This window comes from Fusobacterium ulcerans (assembly GCF_003019675.1).
Lineage (GTDB): Bacteria > Fusobacteriota > Fusobacteriia > Fusobacteriales > Fusobacteriaceae > Fusobacterium_A > Fusobacterium_A ulcerans.
The window spans coordinates 3,048,986-3,066,009 of the sequence record NZ_CP028105.1 but is presented as its reverse complement, the minus strand read 5'-3'; the positions used below and the strand labels follow the sequence as shown (position 1 = coordinate 3,066,009).

Here is a 17,024-nt window from a genome sequence, read left to right as displayed (position 1 = left end):
TAAATCTGTTGTTACCTCAGGACATTCAACTGGAAAGACTGGTATAACAGTAACTTTGAAGTTTTTAAATATCATCTAGCTCATTTACATCTGTTTCTACTCCAAGTATAACAGTAACTTTGAAGTTTTTAAATCTTAAACATTTTAAAGTTACAGGTTTTTGAGATATAGTATAACAGTAACTTTGAAGTTTTTAAATGCAGCAGGAGCTGGGTCATCAGCACTTCTAATTTTGTATAACAGTAACTTTGAAGTTTTTAAATCCATTTGATCCACAAGAGTATATGCAGAGTATAACAGTAACTTTGAAGTTTTTCTTAATAATGTTTATTATTTTTATCTACCCATATTAGCCTTATTATAATAATTATAGCAACTACTATTATTATTTGTAATGCTGGTGGGGCATTAAAAAAGAACAGGAGTTCTCCTAATCTTTGCAATAGGAATACCCATGCAAACCATAAGATTGCTAAACCTATCAATATATTTTTTAATAGTTTCATAATTTCACCTCTTTAAGGTATATTACCATAGTTTCAATAAATATGCTATTTTAAATCAACTAAAAAACTGCACTCTTTATCTTAGCCATCTAAGATTTTAGGTGCAGTATATTTTTATCCAGCTGAAATATTAGCAGTTCCTAAGAATTGATTTCTAAAAAACAAATACAAAATCTCAGTATCAAGAGGGCTGTATTTAACAATAACCTTTTTTCCTTCTAAAGTATTTAAAGAATTGTTAGTGTAGATAAAATTATTAAATCTCAAAGAAGATTTACTTATTTTTCTACTAGCTTCCTGAAGAAAAATATCAAGTTCACGAATAGAAGGAATAACTTCTATCATCTCATATTTAAGAGCAAAATCATATTTTTGATTATCTAAATAAATATATGAATCAAGAAAACTTTTTAAATTTTGATAAGAAAGTATTTTATTATTTTGGTAATAGAATTTTTCTATATCCTCTTCCAGAAAAGAAACAAACTTTCTGATTTCCTCATTTTCACTAAAATATTCAGTAATTTTTATTGAGGTACTGTCATATATTTCTTTTAATATTTTCTTGTTGTTTATGTTTTCAGAGGAAACAAGAATTTCTTGCGGCTTTACAAGTTTTCCAGACTTAACTGATACTTTAAGCATACTCTCTCTGATAAAACTCAAAAGGGTATATATACTTGAAGTATTGTAGTTTAAAGCATGATTGATAGGTTTTAATGTAGCCACATCAATAGAAATTAATAATTGAGGAACTATTTTATGCTCACTTTCCTCTTCAGATACTAGGATATATAATGGAATTTCAAGAACTAGATAAACTTGATTTTCCTTTTTTATTTTCTTCATATGAAGGCTTGAAGATTTATTGAAAAACCCATCTAAATTACTAACTATTCTATAGAAGGTAGGGTAGCTTATATTATATTTACTTGAAAGCTTTTCTTTGCAGAAAGAATAAAGTTTTGAAATTTTAGTTTCCTTACTTTCACGACAAATTTGTTCTATAAATTCTACTCCATCTTCATCAATAGCTCTATATGAATCTTTATCAGTTCTTTGTTTTTTATCAAGTCCAAGTATACCGTTTTTCTTGTAGGCATTAACCCATCTTTTTAGTGTAGCATATGACACACCAGTTTCTTCTTCTATCTCTTTTAATTTTTTTTCTTTTCTTAAAAAAGGCTCAATTATTTTGAAACGCTGTAATTGTAATTCTTTTTCTGTATCCATTTATTTTCTCCCAGAATATATTTTGAAATATTGCTTATATAGATAATACTATATTTAGGGAAAAAATGCAAATCATTCTATAATGAATAGTTTGTTTTGAAAAGAGCTCATTTTATTTGAAAAAAACTTGACATTTTTTTGAAAAAATATTATTATTTCAATTACAGAGAATAAATAAAAAAAGGGTAGAATAAACAGGAGGAGAAATGAAAATTTTTGCAGAAGTACAAAAAATTGGAAAAGCATTGATGACACCAGTTGCTATATTACCAGCTGCTGGACTATTCCTTGCTTTTGGAAACAAGTTGCAATTTACACTGATGGAACAAGCAGGGCAGGTAATATTCAGCAACCTTCCATTACTATTTGCAATAGGAGCAGCTATTGGTCTCGTAGGAGGAGACGGAGTAGCAGCACTATCAGCAGTAGTAGCAATACTTATTATGAATACAACAATGGGAATCGTATCAGGGGCAGCTGCTGGAATAGCAGCAGGAGATATGTCTTATGCAATGGTATTAGGAATACCTACACTTCAGACAGGAGTTTTTGGAGGATTGATAGCTGGTATAATTGCAGCAGTATGTTATAAGAAGTTTTATAAAACAGAACTTCCAGCATTTTTAGGATTCTTTGCAGGAAAAAGATTAGTACCTATCGTTACAGCAGTAGCAGCTTTTGTAATAGGGCTTGCAATGCCGGTTATATGGCAGCCAGTTCAAATAGGGCTTGCAAAATTATCGTATTTAGCTAATGAAACAAATACAAATGTATCTACTTTCATATTTGGAGTAATAGAGAGATCACTTATTCCATTTGGATTGCACCATATTTTCTATGCACCTTTCTGGTATCAGTTTGGGGAATATACAAATGCAGCAGGGCAAGTGGTTAATGGAGATCAGGCAATATGGTTTGCTATGTTGAAAGATGGAGTTACTAATTTCTCAAGTGCTACTTATCAAGGGGCAGGGAAATTCCTTACAGGAAAATTTGTGTTTATGATGTTTGGACTGCCAGCAGCAGCTTTAGCAATGTATCAGGAAGCTAAGCCGGCTAATAAGAAGCTGGTAGGAGGAATATTGTTCTCAGCAGCTCTTACTTCATTTCTGACTGGAATAACAGAGCCATTGGAATTCTCATTCCTATTTGTTGCTCCTATTCTTTATGGAATACACTGTATATTTGCAGGGCTGTCATTTATGTTGATGAATATGCTTAATGTAAGAATTGGAATGACATTCTCTGGTGGACTTATTGACTATATAGCTTTTGGAGTACTTCCAGGAACAAGTGGATTCCAGAATAACTGGTATTTAGTAATAGTAGTTGGACTATGTCTGTCAGTAGTATATTTTTTTGGATTTAGATTTGCTATCAGAAAATTTAATCTGATGACTCCAGGTAGAGAAGATGCGGTGATAGAAGAGGTTTCAGCTTCAGGTAATGAAATAAAATCAGATGAACTTGCAGTAGGAGTTTTAGAAGCTTTAGGTGGAAAAGATAATCTTGTATCTCTTGATTCATGTATAACAAGATTGAGAGTAGAAGTAAAAGATACAAAAACAGTAAGTGACAAAGATTTGAAAAAATTGGGAGCTTCTGGGGTGCTGAAAGTAGGAACTAATGGAGTTCAGGCTATTTTTGGTTCAAAAGCACAATTTATATGTAATGATTTGAAAAAGATGACAGGAATTTAAGAAAAAAGGGAAATGGGATTGTTCCATTAAATAGAAAGAGGAGAACTAAAATAAATTTTATTTTAAAATTCTCCTCTTTTATTTTTATTCTAAAGAAAGAAGTTTTGTTGAACCTACATAATTTATCTGCTCTATTCCACTGATAATATCTTCAATAGGAATAGTTATATCTGAAATATCCAGAGATATAACAACTGATGCCACTTCATTAATAGGAATATTCTGATTTATTGTGATTATATTCCCATTTACAGAAGAAAGATAATTCAAAACTTCAGACAACACTCCTTTTTTATGTTCAAGCATCATAGATACAAGGGCTTTTCTCCCTATACTGTTATCAGAGGGAAGAAAAACGTAATCTTTATATTTATAATAAGTACTTCTGCTGATTCCAACCATTTTTACAGCATCACTTATTCCTTTTACCTTTCCTTCAGTTAAAAGATTTCTTGCTTCAACTACTTTTTCAAAATAATCTGGAAGGATTTTTTTATTGACTATAAGGTATTTTTCTTTCATGATATCCTCCTATAAAACAACTGCTCCTTTCATATCTATATCTAATGTTCTGATAATCCAGCTGTTTTTTAGATTTTTTATTTCATATTCTATCTTCCATTGAAAATCTTTAGTTTTAGCAATGTTCATTAAAGTAGGACCTGAACCGCTGATAAAAAGAGCAGTATTTCCATTTTTCTCACAAATTTCTTTTACTTCTTCGTATTCATGAATGAGAATATTTCTATACTTTTCGTGAAGTGTATCAGAAAGTGATTTCTTTATGAGAAGGTCGTCTCCATTTTCAAGAGCTTTCAATAAGACAGCAATCCTTGATATATTGTATATTGCATCTTTATATGGAATTTCAGAAGGGAGTACCTTCCTTGCTTCTGCTGTAGATAATCTAAAATCTGGTACCAATGCACAGAAGTAAAGATTTTCATTGATATTATACTGAACAGTATAAGGAATACCTTCTTCCACCAAAGAAGCTGTAAGTCCTCCAAAAAGAGCTGGAGCTATGTTGTCTGGATGCCCTTCAATATCATTGCATATTTTAAATATTTCATCTTTAGATAGTGGGCTTCCAGCAATTATATTTGCACCCATTACACCCCCAACAATACAGGCAGCACTGCTTCCCAGTCCTCTTGATACAGGAATGTCGCTTTTTATAGTTATCTCAATACCAGGTACAGGATACTTCAAAATTTCCAGAGTTTTTTTGAATGAAGTATATACAAGGTTAGAATCATTCTGATATTTTTCTTCGCATCCAAGAATTCTTATGCCATATTCTATCTTTTTAAATGTAAAATATGAATAGAGCTTAAAAGCAAGTCCCAAAGTATCAAATCCAGGACCTATATTTGCTGTAGTAGCAGGCACTTTTATAGTAATCATAATATCACCTCAAAGCAGTTTTTCATATCCTCTTTGTTTATAACAGAAGTATGTATATCCTTTTTATCTTTTAAAGTTTTAAGATTTTCAGGGATAGGAACTCTAGTTTTTTCATTTAACAGCTCCATAATTTTAAACTCATCAGCATTATTTTCTCCAAAAAGAGATTCATAAACAGCTTTGCTGAATTTATATGGACTGGCAGTAGCCAAGACTATATTTTTATGGTGAGGATCTTTCTGCTTAAATTCTTCCATAACACTATATGCCACAGCAGTATGAGTATCTAAAAGATAATTATATTCTCCATAAACTTTTTTAATTGTTTCACTTGTCTGTAAACCCTTAGTATATCCAGCATAGAATAAATTATCTATACTGTTTTTTATCTCATCAGATACACTGTATTTTCCTTCGGATTTTAATTTGTCCATAAGTGACTTGATATATTCATTATTGCTTCCACTCAAATGATAGATAAGTCTTTCCAGATTGCTGGAAATTAATATGTCCATAGATGGAGACAATGTCTTGTGGAATGGACGGTTTCTGTCATATGTACCAGTTTTTATAAAGTCATAGAGGACATTATTTTCATTGGAAGCACATATAAGTTTATTTACAGGAAGTCCCATAAGTTCAGCATAATATCCAGCAAGGATATCTCCAAAGTTTCCAGTGGGAACAGTAAAATTAACTTTTTCTCCTAAAGTAATTTCATTCATTTCAACTAATTTCATATATGAATAAAAATAATATACTATTTGAGGAACCAATCTTCCTATATTAATAGAGTTGGCTGATGAAAGAGAATAATTTTTCTTTTTTAATTTTTCTCTGATTTCTTCATCAGTAAATATTTTTTTTACTTCACTTTGGGCATCATCAAAGTTACCATTTATAGCATAGACATATGTGTTATTTCCTTCCTGTGATACCATCTGCTTTTCTTGTACCTTACTTACACCATCATTTGGGAAGAATACTAATATTTTTATTCCATCAATATTTTTAAATCCTTCCAGTGCAGCCTTTCCAGTATCTCCAGAAGTAGCTGTAAGTATAAGGATCTTTTCTTTTATTTCATTTAACTTCAAAGCTTCTGTAGAAAGATAAGGAAGTATAGACAGAGCCATATCTTTGAAAGCAGAAGTAGGCCCATGAAAAAGTTCTAACACATAATCATTTCCAACTTTAACTAGTGGAGTGATATCATCAGAGCTGAATTTTTTATCATAAGCATTTTCTACACAATATTTTATACTCTCTTTTGGATAATCATCTAATATTTTAGAAATAATTATCTCAGCTATTTCAGTGTATTTTTTATTTTTTAAATCAGAGATATTTATTTTTAAACTGTCCATATCTCTTCTTACAAAAAGGCCTCCATCATTGGCAATCCCTTTTATTACAGCTTGTGAAGCTGAGCATTGTATTTTCTTTTCTCTTGTACTTTCAAAATTGCTGTTCATAAATTTTCCTCCAAATTCTTATTGCATTTACCTACTTGCTATGATATAATGTTTTTCAAATAAATACAAGTGTTTTTCTGATAAAAACAAAAAATAATTTGAAAGGGGTAAAATATGAAAATAGGTTTATTAGGTTTTGGAACAGTAGGAAGTGGAGTATATGAGATAGTTAAGAGCACCTCAACCTGTTTTTTTGATGACATAGAAGTAAAAAAAATTCTTGTAAAAGATGAGAAAGATAAAGTTATGGATATAATAACTACAGATGCAGAAGAGATATTGAATGATAAAGAAATTGATCTAGTAGTTGAGGTAATGGGAGGAATTCACCCAGCATATGAGTATATAATGAAAGCTTTGAAGAATAAAAAGAGTGTAGTAACTGCAAATAAAGCAGTAGTAGCTGCATATTTGAAGGAGTTTACCAAGACAGCTTATGAAAATGGAGTATCATTTGAATATGAAGCAAGTGTCTGTGGGGGTATTCCATGGATAAAGTCTTTAGAGAAGGTAAAGAGAATAGATGAAGTAACTGAGGTATATGGAATATTTAACGGAACAAGCAACTTTATATTAGATAATATGACTAAGGAAGGATATGAGTTTCAGGAAATATTGAAGAAAGCACAGGAAAAAGGATATGCTGAAAGTGATCCTTCTGCTGATATAGATGGAATAGATATAATGAGAAAACTATTGATAACTTCCAGTCTGGCTTTTGAATGTGAGGTATCAGAAAAAGAAATAGATGTCTTTGGAATAAGAAATATACAGAAAACAGATATAGAATATTTTAAAAATATTAACTGTACAGTAAAGCTTATTGCAGCAGGTAAAAAATATGAAGATAAATATTGTGCTGTGGTAGAGCCAGTAATTTTTAAAAATGAAAGAATAGAAGCAGCAGTACCACAAAATTTTAATATAGGTACTATCTATGGAAAAACTATAGGAGAACTTAAATTCTATGGACAGGGAGCAGGAAAACTCCCAACTGGAAATGCAATAGTACAAGATATAATTGATATTATTGAGGCTAAAGGGAAGCTGAAAGAGAGAAAATTTGAAAAGAAACTCACTAAAGACAGTTCTCTTGTATCTGGAAAATATTATGTAAGAATTAATAATGAAGAATTTGAAAAAGAAAATTCAGATATTATTGAGAGAAAATTGGAGAATTCAGGAAACCTTATTTATATAACAAAAAAAATTGACTGTTATACTATGAGAAAGACAGCAGAAAAGTATATAAAAGAGGGAATATTTTATGCTAGATTTGAGGACTAGAAATTAAAGGAGAATAGAATGATAAAAGTAGCAAAATTTGGTGGATCATCATTAGCAGATGCAGAGCAGTTTAAAAAAGTTAAGAATATAATAGAAAATGATGAAAATAGAAGAATTGTAGTAGTATCAGCAGCAGGAAAAAGATTTAAAGAGGACAACAAAATAACTGATCTGCTGTATCTTTGTTATGCACATATAAAGTATTCAGTTTCTTATGAGAGTATGTTTGCTATTATAGAAAACAGATATCTGGAAATAAGGGATGAGCTGGGATTAAAATGTAATCTGGAAAGTGAATTCAGAATAATAAAAAGCAGAATGAAAAAGGGAATGAACAGAGATTATCTGGTGAGCAGAGGAGAATATCTTGCTGGGATGCTCATGGCAGAATACTTAGGATATGATTTTATAGATGCTGAAAATGTAATATTTTTTGATTATAATGGAAAAGTGGATATAGCAAAGACAAGAGAAGCAATGGAGAAAGCTGTAGAAAGAAGCCCTAAGGGAGTTATTCCAGGATTTTATGGAACATTGCCAAATGGTGAGATAAAACTTTTTTCAAGAGGGGGATCAGATATAACAGGGGCAATAGTTGCAGATTGTATAAACGCCAGCATCTATGAAAACTGGACTGATGTATCAGGAATACTAATGGCTGACCCTAATGTAGTTAAAGACCCTAAGAGAATAGAAATAATAACATACAGTGAATTGAGAGAGCTTTCATACATGGGAGCTAATGTTCTCCATACAGATGCAGTAGCACCAGCAAAGAGAGCTAATATTCCTATCAATATAAAAAATACAAATGCTCCAGAAAACCCTGGAACTATAATTGTTGATGAGAATAATGAGCTGCTGAAAAATGCTAAAAACTATTTTATAACTGGAATAGCAGGAAAAAAGGACTTCTCTGTTATATCAATATATAAAGACCATATGTCAGGGGAGATAGGAGCTATAAGAAAAGCTTTGGAGATATTTGAGAAATATAAGGTAAGCATAGAGCATATTCCAACTGGAATAGATACATTTTCCTTGGTTGTTGCTACTGAAAATATAAAGAAATATCTTTATGAGATAGTAGCAGAGATTAAAAAGGAATGTGAACCTTCAGAAGTAAAAGTTATAGACAACATAAGTCTTATAGCTACTGTAGGAAGAAATATGGCTGACAGACCTGGAATGTCTGGAAAACTATTTGCTGCAATTGGAAACAGTGGAGTAAATATCAGAATGATATCTCAGGGGTCAGACGAGATAAACATTATAGTTGGAGTTGAAAATGAAGACTTTGAAAAGGCTATAAATGTTATATACAATAACTTTGTTATTTAAGGAGATGCAGAGATGAAAAAATATAATGTAGGAATACTGGGAGCTACTGGAGCAGTAGGAAGAGAGATGCTGAAAGTATTAGAAGAAAGAGAATTCCCAGTAGAAAATATAAGACTTTTTGCAAGTAAGAGAAGTGCAGGTAAGAAAATGTTTTTCAAAGGAAAAGAATATGAGATAGAGGAAGCTAAAAAAGGAATTTACACAGGAATAGATATATTACTGGGAGCAGTGGAGAATGAACAGGCTAAGGAGTTTATACCATCTGCAATAGAAAATGGTGCAGTGGTAATTGATAACAGCAGTGCCTACAGAATGGCAGATGATGTTCCTCTTATAGTTCCTGAAGTAAATCCAGAAGCTGTAGAAAATCATAAAGGGCTTATTGCAAATCCTAACTGTGCAACTATAATAGGGCTGGTAGCAGTAAATGAACTAAATAAATATTCTGAAATAGAAAGAATGATAGTATCTACTTATCAGGCTGTATCAGGAGCTGGTAGCGGAGGAATAACTGAATTAGATGCTGAGATAAAAGCTATAGCTGAAGGTAAAGACTTTGTTATGGAAACATTTCCTTATCAAATAGCATATAATCTGATACCTCAAATAGGCGGCTTTGATGAAAAGGGATATAGTTCAGAAGAGATGAAATTTCAGAAGGAAGGAAGAAAAATATTAGGAAATCCTAAGCTGAAAGTAAATTGTACATGTATCAGAGTACCAGTATATAGAAGCCATTCAGAATCTATAACTATTGAATTTAAAGATAAAATAGATGCTGCAAAAGCGAGAGAGATATTGAGCAAAGCAGATGGAGTGAAGCTGGTAGATGATCCTTATAATAAAAAATATCCAATGCCTTTAGATACAAGCGATCAGGATCTTGTGTATGTTGGAAGAATAAGAGAAGATATAACTAATGATGAGGGAAAAGGATTGACTCTCTGGTGCTGTGGAGATCAAGTTCGTAAAGGGGCAGCAACTAATGCTGTACAAATAGGTGAACTACTTATAAAAAAAGGAATGATATAGAATAAATTTAGAATATCTGTAGAAAAGTTGAAATAATACTCACTACAGATATTTTATTTTTAGCTATATTTAAAAGTCCGATAATCAATTAAATATAAAATAAATTTTATAATAAAAAACTAACATTTTCTTTCTGAAATTTCAATAAGATTTTATTGTTTTTATAATTTATCTATAATATAATTTAATTGTTAGGTAAGGAGGCTGAAAATAATATGGCATTGGAAAAAATAGTTATGCTGGGTGACAGCATCATAGATTGGAATTATAATAGTAAGTATATAAATTATGGACACGCTGGATTTAAGACAAGAGATGTCTTGTGGCTTCTGGAAGAAAAGCCTGAAATAGAAGGAGATATCGGGATTCTTTTGGTAGGGGTAAATGATATTTTATGCAGCTTTAAGGAAGAATATACTTTAAATTATTACAGCAAAACTGTAGATATTCTTAGGAAGAGATTTAAAAAGCTGGTATTGTTAAGTATGCTTCCAAGTGATACTCCAAGAATAAATATAAAATCAAAAATGTTAAATGAAAAATTGAAAGAATTGTATCCTGAAAATTTCTTTGATATCTATAATCTTCTTTTAAATGATAAAGAACTGCTGGCAGATAAATATACAGTAGATGGAATTCATTTGAATAATGATGGATATGATGTTTTTAATAAAGCTTTAATTGAAATTGTAGATAAAATAAAAAAAGATGAGAGAGGTTATCCAGATAGAGAAACTGCTGAAAGAGAATTGGAAGAAGCAGGAAAACTCAATCCGGGACAGTGGATAACTCATTCAAAATATGCAGCTCTTGCATGTGAAAGAATTGCTGAACATTGTCCTCATATGGACAGTGAAAAAGCATATGTAATAGGACTGCTTCATGATATAGGAAGAAGAGTAGGAATAGTTCAAGAAAGACATATGCTGGAAGGGTATAATTACTGTATGTCTAAGGGTTGGAAAAATGCAGCTCAAATTTGTATAACCCACTCTTTTATGCTGAAAGATATAACTACTTCTATTGGAAAGTGGGATATTTCTAAAGAGGACTATGAGTTTATGAAAAAATTTATAGAAGATGTTGTCTATGATGATTATGATAAATTAGCTCAAATGTGTGACAGTTTGGCTCTTCCAGATGGATTCTGTTTTCTTGAAAAAAGATTTGTAGATGTGGCTATGAGATATGGGGTAAATGAATATACCACTAAAAGATGGGGAGCTATTTATGATATCAAAAAATATTTTGAAAAGATAGCGGGTAAATCTATAGAGGAAATATTGGAAATTTCATAAAATAGAGTGAAATTTATTGAATAAAATTTTGAAATGTATATTTAATTTTTAGTTACAATAATATTATAGTCATCTCTTTTGTAGAAATATAAAAAAGATCAAAGGAAAGAAATTTCTCTGCTCCCTTGATCTTTTTATTTTATTGTTTCTTTTCGATTTTATACAGTAAAGAATATAGAAGAGGCACTACAAACAGTGTCAGCATAGTTGATGCTGTCAGACCAAAAACTATAGTTATAGCCATATCTCCATACAATGGATCGAAAACCAGAGGAAGCATACCGAAGATAGTAGTGACTGATGCCATAGATACAGGTCTTATTCTGCTTACTGCTGAATCAATAACAGCTGTGTAAGGATCTTTTTTATCTACATTTATTTCATATTTTATTTCGTCTATGAGGACAATAGAATTTTTTATCATCATACCACTAAGGCTGATAGCCCCTATTATAGACATAAATCCAAAAGATTTTCCAGTGAGGAATAATCCTGGTGCTATACCAATAAATGAAAGTGGAAGTATAGCAAAAATTATAAATGGATCTTTCAAACTTGCAAAGAGAATCACGCAAATTGAAAACATGATAGTTCCTTGTAATGGAAGGCTTGAAAATACAGCAGAGACATTTTTATTCTGCTCATAGTATTCTCCTCCCCATTCAATTTTATAATTTTCTGGAAGAGTTAATTTATTTACTTCTTTTTCTACTGCTTTTCTGATACTTTCAGCAGTAACACTTCCAGAAATATCACACTGAACTTTTATAGCTCTCACTCTGTTTCTTCTCCAGATTTCTGGGTCTTCCCATTTCAAACTTTCTTTTTCGATAATTCTATTTAGTGGAAGACTTTTTATACCTAATCCCCATACAGGAGTCTGTCCGATATTGTTTATTTCAAGCTGCTGTCCACCTGATTTTTCTCTCATAACAATTGGCATTATTTCAGTTCCCTCTTTATATTTTCCAAGAGTCATACCTTCAGTAGCTCTGTTTAAAGAGTTAGCAACATCAAGAGGAGAGATAAGATTTTTTCTTTCAATATTCTGAGACAGCACTGGAGACCATGTCAAAACTTTATTCTTCCAATCTGTCTGAATATTTTCAGCCTTTGGAACAGCTTTCATAATATCCATAACTTCTTTAGAGAGTTCTCTCAAAACATGTGGGTCAGGACCAAGTATTCTCACTTCCACAGGATATTTAGTAGGAATACCATTTACATATTTTCTTACTTCTACTTTAGTATCAGGTATATTTTCCTCAACAAATCTTTTTATATTTTCTCCTATTCTATTTACACTATCCAATTTGTCTACTGAAATAATGAGCTGAGAAAAACTATTGTTTTGTAATTCTGGAATAGTTGCTACATAATATCTCGAAGGAGAAGCTCCTACAGCTGCTGTTACATTTATTGTATCTTTATCTTTCAGCAGTTCTTTTTCCACTATCTGACTTACTCTGTCAGTTTTCTCTAAGGAAGTTCCTTCAGGAAGCCATAAATTTACAACAAAACCTTTTTTATCAGAATCAGGGAAAAATGTAATAGGCAGCCTTGTAAATAGAAGCATGGAAAACAAAAATGCTCCAATTACTATTCCCAGTGAAAGAAATCTATGTGCCAAAACTTTTTCTAAGAATGTATGGCATAGAGCATAGAATTTTTCTTTTCTTCCATTACTTTCCTTTGTTTTATCTATTTTTAAAAAGATGTCGCAAAATACAGGAATTTGAGTAAGTGCCAGCACCCAGCTAAGTCCCAGTGAAACTGCCATTATCCAGAAAAGAGTGGAAATATATTCTCCCGCATCTGTCGGCATAAGGTACATAGGAAGAAAAGCAATTACTGCAATAGCTGTTGCTCCTAAAAGAGGAATAGCTGTCTTCTTGGCAGGCTTAGTCAAAGCATCATATTTATTTTCTCCTTTTTCCAGACTGGTAAGTGTTCCATCTACAACTACAATGGCATTATCCACAAGCATTCCCATAGCTATTATGAATGAACCTAGAGAAACTCTCTGCATATCCATTTTAACAGCAAGCATATATATCAAAGTTCCAAGTATGGAAAGAATAAGTCCACTTCCTATTATAAGACCGCTTCTCATTCCCATTGTAAATAAAAGAACTCCAACAACTACAACTACAGAAGCAATCAGGTTATTAACAAACTGTCCAATAGCATTTGTAACAAGATCAGGCTGATAATATACTTTTTCAACTTCTATCCCTACAGGGAGATTTTTCTTTATTTCTTCAAGCTTTTTATCAATAGCTTTACCAGTATCTATAACACTGGTTCCAACTTCTGGAGAAAGCATTAATCCCATAGCTTCTTTCATATTATATCTCATTTTACTTTTTACAGGGGTAGAGACAGATTTTTTTACAGTTGCAATATCCTTTAAAAAAACTGTTTCCTCTCCACCTCTTAAATTATCCTTGGAAAAGACAACCAGATTTTCTATATCTTTTAAACTTGTAAAACCTTCATTTATATCTACCCTTATTTTCATATCTCCATGTTCTATGGAATTAGTATAAGCAGGAAGATTCTGTGAAATAAATGAAGCAAGAATAAGTTTTTCATTTATTCCAAGAGCATCTATTTTTTCTCTGTCAATAACTACTTCTACAGCTGAATCAACTTTTCCATATGTTGTAGTTTTTGATACTCCGGGAATAGAATGAAGCTCTCTTTTTATATAATTTACATATCTATTCAATTCTTCTTTAGAATATCCATCACTGGTAACAGCAAAGAACATTCCATATACATCTCCATAATCATCTAAGACGATTGAAGGAATAACACCAGTGGGAAGATTTTTCTGTGCATCATTTATTTTTTTTCTCACGTTATCCCAATACTGATCTATTACTTCTGCCTTTAATGATTCATTCAATTTTATTTTAACTTCTGAATAACCAGCTTTAGAAACACTTTCAATATATTCTACATTTGCAATCTGCTGAAGAGCACTTTCTATTTCATCAGTTACCTGTAACTCAACCTGATGTGGATCAGCTCCAGGGTATAAAGTTACTACAATAGCTTCTTTTACTCTAAATTCAGGATCCTCTAGTTTTCCAAGTTTTGTATAGGAAAAGATTCCTCCTGCTATAATGACAAATGTCAGAAAAAGTGTAACTATTCTATTTTTTATGGAATAATCAATTATATTCATATGCTCCACCTCTTATAAGACATTTCCCACATTGGTTTCACTTTCCTCAGGAATAAGCTTTACCTTTTCTCCATCTGAAATAGTATTTACCCCAGCAGTAATAACTTTATCATTTTTATTCAGCCCTTCAAGAATTATTATATTTCCATCAGGATAAAGATTTCCAATTTTAACTTCTCTTGTTTTTAATGAAGGCAATCTCTTGATTTTTTCTAGCTTTTTTATATTCGTTTACATTTTGAAAACCATTGAATATAGAAAAGAATCCTCCAAGAGTCCCCATAAAAAAGTCAGGATCAGCAAGAGCTGCATTACTTGTATTTATATATCCCCCAGTTAAAACTATCTTAGGAAGAAAATTTGTAATTGCTATTTTTACAGCATCTCCACTCATATCAGCAGCAGTATCTCTTATTTTTACAAGGTCACTATTCTTTAGAGATTCATATACAGCTTCCTCCATAGAGATATTACTATCAGAGAAAGGAGATGGTTTTTCCAGTTGAACATCTAAGAATGGATAAAGATCAAGATTATTCATCAGAGACATTTTAGCGCTTTGAAGATCACGTTCATTTTGATTCAAAGCATGTTCTTTCATTTTTACCATCTGTTCAGTTCCTTCATATTCCCATTTTAAAATACTTTGAGTCTCCAATGCAACTTTGGCATTCTTATTTAATTCCTGAGCAGAAGCCAATTCCTTAGAGAGATATTCTCTTTCAGATTCTAAAGCAAGAATATAATAATATTCCCCTATAGTTTGCAATTTAATCATTTTCTCTGTAAGATCTCTAGTTAGAGCAGATATATTTTCCCCTTTCTGCCTAGCATTATACAAAAACCATGTAGCTGGGACAAAGATAGGCATTTGTGCATTGACATTGAAAAAAGAAAAACTTTTATCCAGAAGTCTTCCCTCTAAAGTAGTCGGGAAAATAGGTGAAGCAGGAATACCTGTATCCAGAGCTTCCCCCATAACTTTATTGTTCAGCATAGTATAGCTGTATCCCAGAGATATTTTAGGAAGAAAATTTCCAAAGGCTATTCTTTTATCAAGCTTTGCTATTTCTTCTTCAATAGCTTTTGTTTTCAAATCAAGATTTCTCTCTACACTTATTTTTAATGCTGTATCCAAAGTGAGAGTGTTATTATATTGTTTTATATATTCTTTGCTTTCATTTTCTTTTAATGAAAGGTCATCAAATAATTTAGTGTTTTTATCAGAGGTATTGAGAGAAGAACAACCTGCTATTAAAATTGAGTAAATTATTAAGACTAATTTTTTCAATTTAACCTCCTTTATGTTATTTAACCGTTTTTTTATATTCTATTACAACAATAGATTTTTTACTACTATTATTTTTAATTAACAATGCTTATAATAATATACCACTAGAATTGCTCTATTTCCTTTAATTTGACAGAATAAAAAAAGAGATGACTAAGCATTCAACTTTCTGTCATCTCTATTATAATTTTATTTTTTATCTTCATCTTCTTTAGTTATTTCTCCCTCTTTGAAAGAAGCTGTACCTAGAAGCTTACCATTTTCATAAAACATGCTCCAGTCACCATTTAGCTGCCCCTCTTTAAAGTTTCCAACAGCATTGATGATTCCATTTTCATAGTACCTTACATATTTACCATTTTTTACATGAAGCTTATATTCCTCTTTTATTTTTACTTCTCCATTTTCATAATAATAGACAGCTTCTCCGTCAAGAAGTCCATTGGAAAAATTTTCACTGACTTCTATTTCTCCGCTTTCAAAGTATGTCTCATATCTTCCATGAAGAAGATTATCTTTAAATGAAGCTAATTCTTTTATTGCACCATTGGGATAATAAGTGATTTTGTTTCCGTTGAGTTTACCATTTTTAAAGAAACCTCTTGTTTTAATAGAGCCATCTTCATAGTATTTTACCCATTCTCCATCCATTCTGTCATTTTGAAATCCCATGTACTCTTTCATCTGTCCATTTTCGTAATATTGAATAGAATCTCCAGAAATATGCCCCTCTTTAAAATCTATTGATTCTTTTATCTGACCATTCTCATAAAATTTTGTTTCAGTTCCTTCTTTTAAACCATTTACATATGGTTCAATTGTTTTAATTGCCCCATCACGATATCTGTAAATAAAATTTCCAGAGAAAGGATCATTTTCGCCTAAAACATAAGCTAACCCATCTATTAATTGCTTCTGGTAAAATTCCACTTCCCTAGTTTCCATTTGAATCCTCCTGCCCAAAACTATATTTCATCAATTTTTTATTTTTCAATCATTTCTTTTTCTTCTTCATCCTGCTCATCTAATTTTTTCAAAAACCATTTTTTTACTTTGATTATAACAACCAGTAAAATAAAGTAATGGATATATTTTAACTCTTCAAAAGTTTTTCCTAATACTTTATCACATATAAATATCAAAAGTATCCATAATGCCAGAACTGCTAAAAGCAAACCAACAAATTTTCCCCAGATTTTCCAAAAGTTTTTTCTTTCTTCCATAATATATAATGCTCCTCAAAATATCCATTTTATATTTT

The 17,024-nt window shown here is 31.2% G+C and carries 14 protein-coding genes and 1 CRISPR repeat array (1 of these 15 cut by a window edge); of the genes, 5 read left to right on the top strand and 9 right to left on the bottom strand.

Features of this window, described 5'->3' with window-relative positions; translation table 11 throughout:
- Positions 1-320: direct repeats of the CRISPR family, unit length 29 nt; unit sequence GTATAACAGTAACTTTGAAGTTTTTAAAT (it extends 804 nt beyond the left edge of the window).
- 300 nt (positions 321-620) lie between these two features.
- On the bottom strand, positions 621-1,739 hold the full coding sequence (locus C4N20_RS14125; RefSeq protein ID WP_005977433.1) for a Mu transposase C-terminal domain-containing protein: 1,119 nt from the start codon (positions 1,737-1,739) through the stop codon (positions 621-623).
- 206 nt (positions 1,740-1,945) lie between these two features.
- Between C4N20_RS14125 and ptsG the strand changes: the two genes are divergently transcribed.
- Entirely contained in the window at positions 1,946-3,439 is a 1,494-nt protein-coding gene (gene ptsG / locus C4N20_RS14120; RefSeq protein ID WP_005977435.1) for a glucose-specific PTS transporter subunit IIBC, read from the top strand.
- Between the two features lie 84 nt (positions 3,440-3,523).
- Here ptsG and C4N20_RS14115 read toward each other — a convergent pair whose 3' ends face one another.
- Genes C4N20_RS14115 through thrC form a run of 3 tightly spaced genes read right to left on the bottom strand, consistent with a single transcriptional unit; the run spans position 3,524 to position 6,321 of the window.
- Positions 3,524-3,961: an ACT domain-containing protein gene (locus C4N20_RS14115; protein WP_005977437.1), complete on the bottom strand. Its 438-nt coding sequence runs from the start codon at positions 3,959-3,961 to the stop codon at positions 3,524-3,526.
- A gap of 9 nt (positions 3,962-3,970) precedes the next feature.
- Positions 3,971-4,846 (bottom strand): homoserine kinase, encoded by an 876-nt coding sequence (thrB, locus tag C4N20_RS14110; RefSeq protein WP_005977439.1) that lies wholly within the window; start codon positions 4,844-4,846, stop codon positions 3,971-3,973.
- Entirely contained in the window at positions 4,843-6,321 is a 1,479-nt protein-coding gene (thrC, locus tag C4N20_RS14105; RefSeq protein WP_005977441.1) for a threonine synthase, read from the bottom strand. Before thrC ends, thrB begins: the two co-directional genes overlap by 4 nt.
- Positions 6,322-6,435: 114 nt before the next feature.
- Here thrC and C4N20_RS14100 point away from each other — a divergent pair, with 114 nt between their 5' ends.
- From C4N20_RS14100 to C4N20_RS14085, 4 genes are all read left to right on the top strand, one after another.
- Positions 6,436-7,608, top strand: coding sequence for a homoserine dehydrogenase (locus C4N20_RS14100; protein ID WP_005977443.1), 1,173 nt, complete (start codon positions 6,436-6,438; stop codon positions 7,606-7,608).
- 18 nt (positions 7,609-7,626) lie between these two features.
- A complete protein-coding gene (locus tag C4N20_RS14095; protein ID WP_005977445.1) occupies positions 7,627-8,949 on the top strand; it encodes an aspartate kinase in 1,323 nt (440 codons plus the stop codon).
- Positions 8,950-8,961: 12 nt separating this feature from the next.
- Complete coding sequence (locus tag C4N20_RS14090; protein WP_005977447.1) at positions 8,962-9,981, top strand: aspartate-semialdehyde dehydrogenase; 1,020 nt, start codon at positions 8,962-8,964, stop codon at positions 9,979-9,981.
- A gap of 215 nt (positions 9,982-10,196) precedes the next feature.
- Complete coding sequence (locus C4N20_RS14085; RefSeq protein WP_106878598.1) at positions 10,197-11,279, top strand: GDSL-type esterase/lipase family protein; 1,083 nt, start codon at positions 10,197-10,199, stop codon at positions 11,277-11,279.
- A gap of 139 nt (positions 11,280-11,418) precedes the next feature.
- Here the strand turns inward: C4N20_RS14085 and C4N20_RS14080 are convergent, their stop codons facing one another.
- From C4N20_RS14080 to C4N20_RS14060, 5 genes are all read right to left on the bottom strand, one after another.
- Positions 11,419-14,472, bottom strand: a complete 3,054-nt coding sequence (locus C4N20_RS14080; RefSeq protein ID WP_005977449.1) for an efflux RND transporter permease subunit — start codon at positions 14,470-14,472, stop codon at positions 11,419-11,421.
- Positions 14,473-14,484: 12 nt separating this feature from the next.
- Positions 14,485-14,670 carry a hypothetical protein gene (locus C4N20_RS14075; RefSeq protein WP_040490708.1) on the bottom strand — a complete coding sequence of 62 codons (186 nt, stop codon included), beginning with the start codon at positions 14,668-14,670 and terminating at the stop codon, positions 14,485-14,487.
- Positions 14,642-15,763 (bottom strand): TolC family protein, encoded by a 1,122-nt coding sequence (locus C4N20_RS14070; protein ID WP_005977451.1) that lies wholly within the window; start codon positions 15,761-15,763, stop codon positions 14,642-14,644. Before C4N20_RS14070 ends, C4N20_RS14075 begins: the two co-directional genes overlap by 29 nt.
- A gap of 189 nt (positions 15,764-15,952) precedes the next feature.
- Positions 15,953-16,708, bottom strand: a complete 756-nt coding sequence (locus C4N20_RS14065) for a toxin-antitoxin system YwqK family antitoxin (RefSeq protein ID WP_005977453.1) — start codon at positions 16,706-16,708, stop codon at positions 15,953-15,955.
- A gap of 38 nt (positions 16,709-16,746) precedes the next feature.
- Positions 16,747-16,986: a hypothetical protein gene (locus C4N20_RS14060; RefSeq protein ID WP_005977455.1), complete on the bottom strand. Its 240-nt coding sequence runs from the start codon at positions 16,984-16,986 to the stop codon at positions 16,747-16,749.
- Between the last annotated feature and the right edge of the window lie 38 nt (positions 16,987-17,024).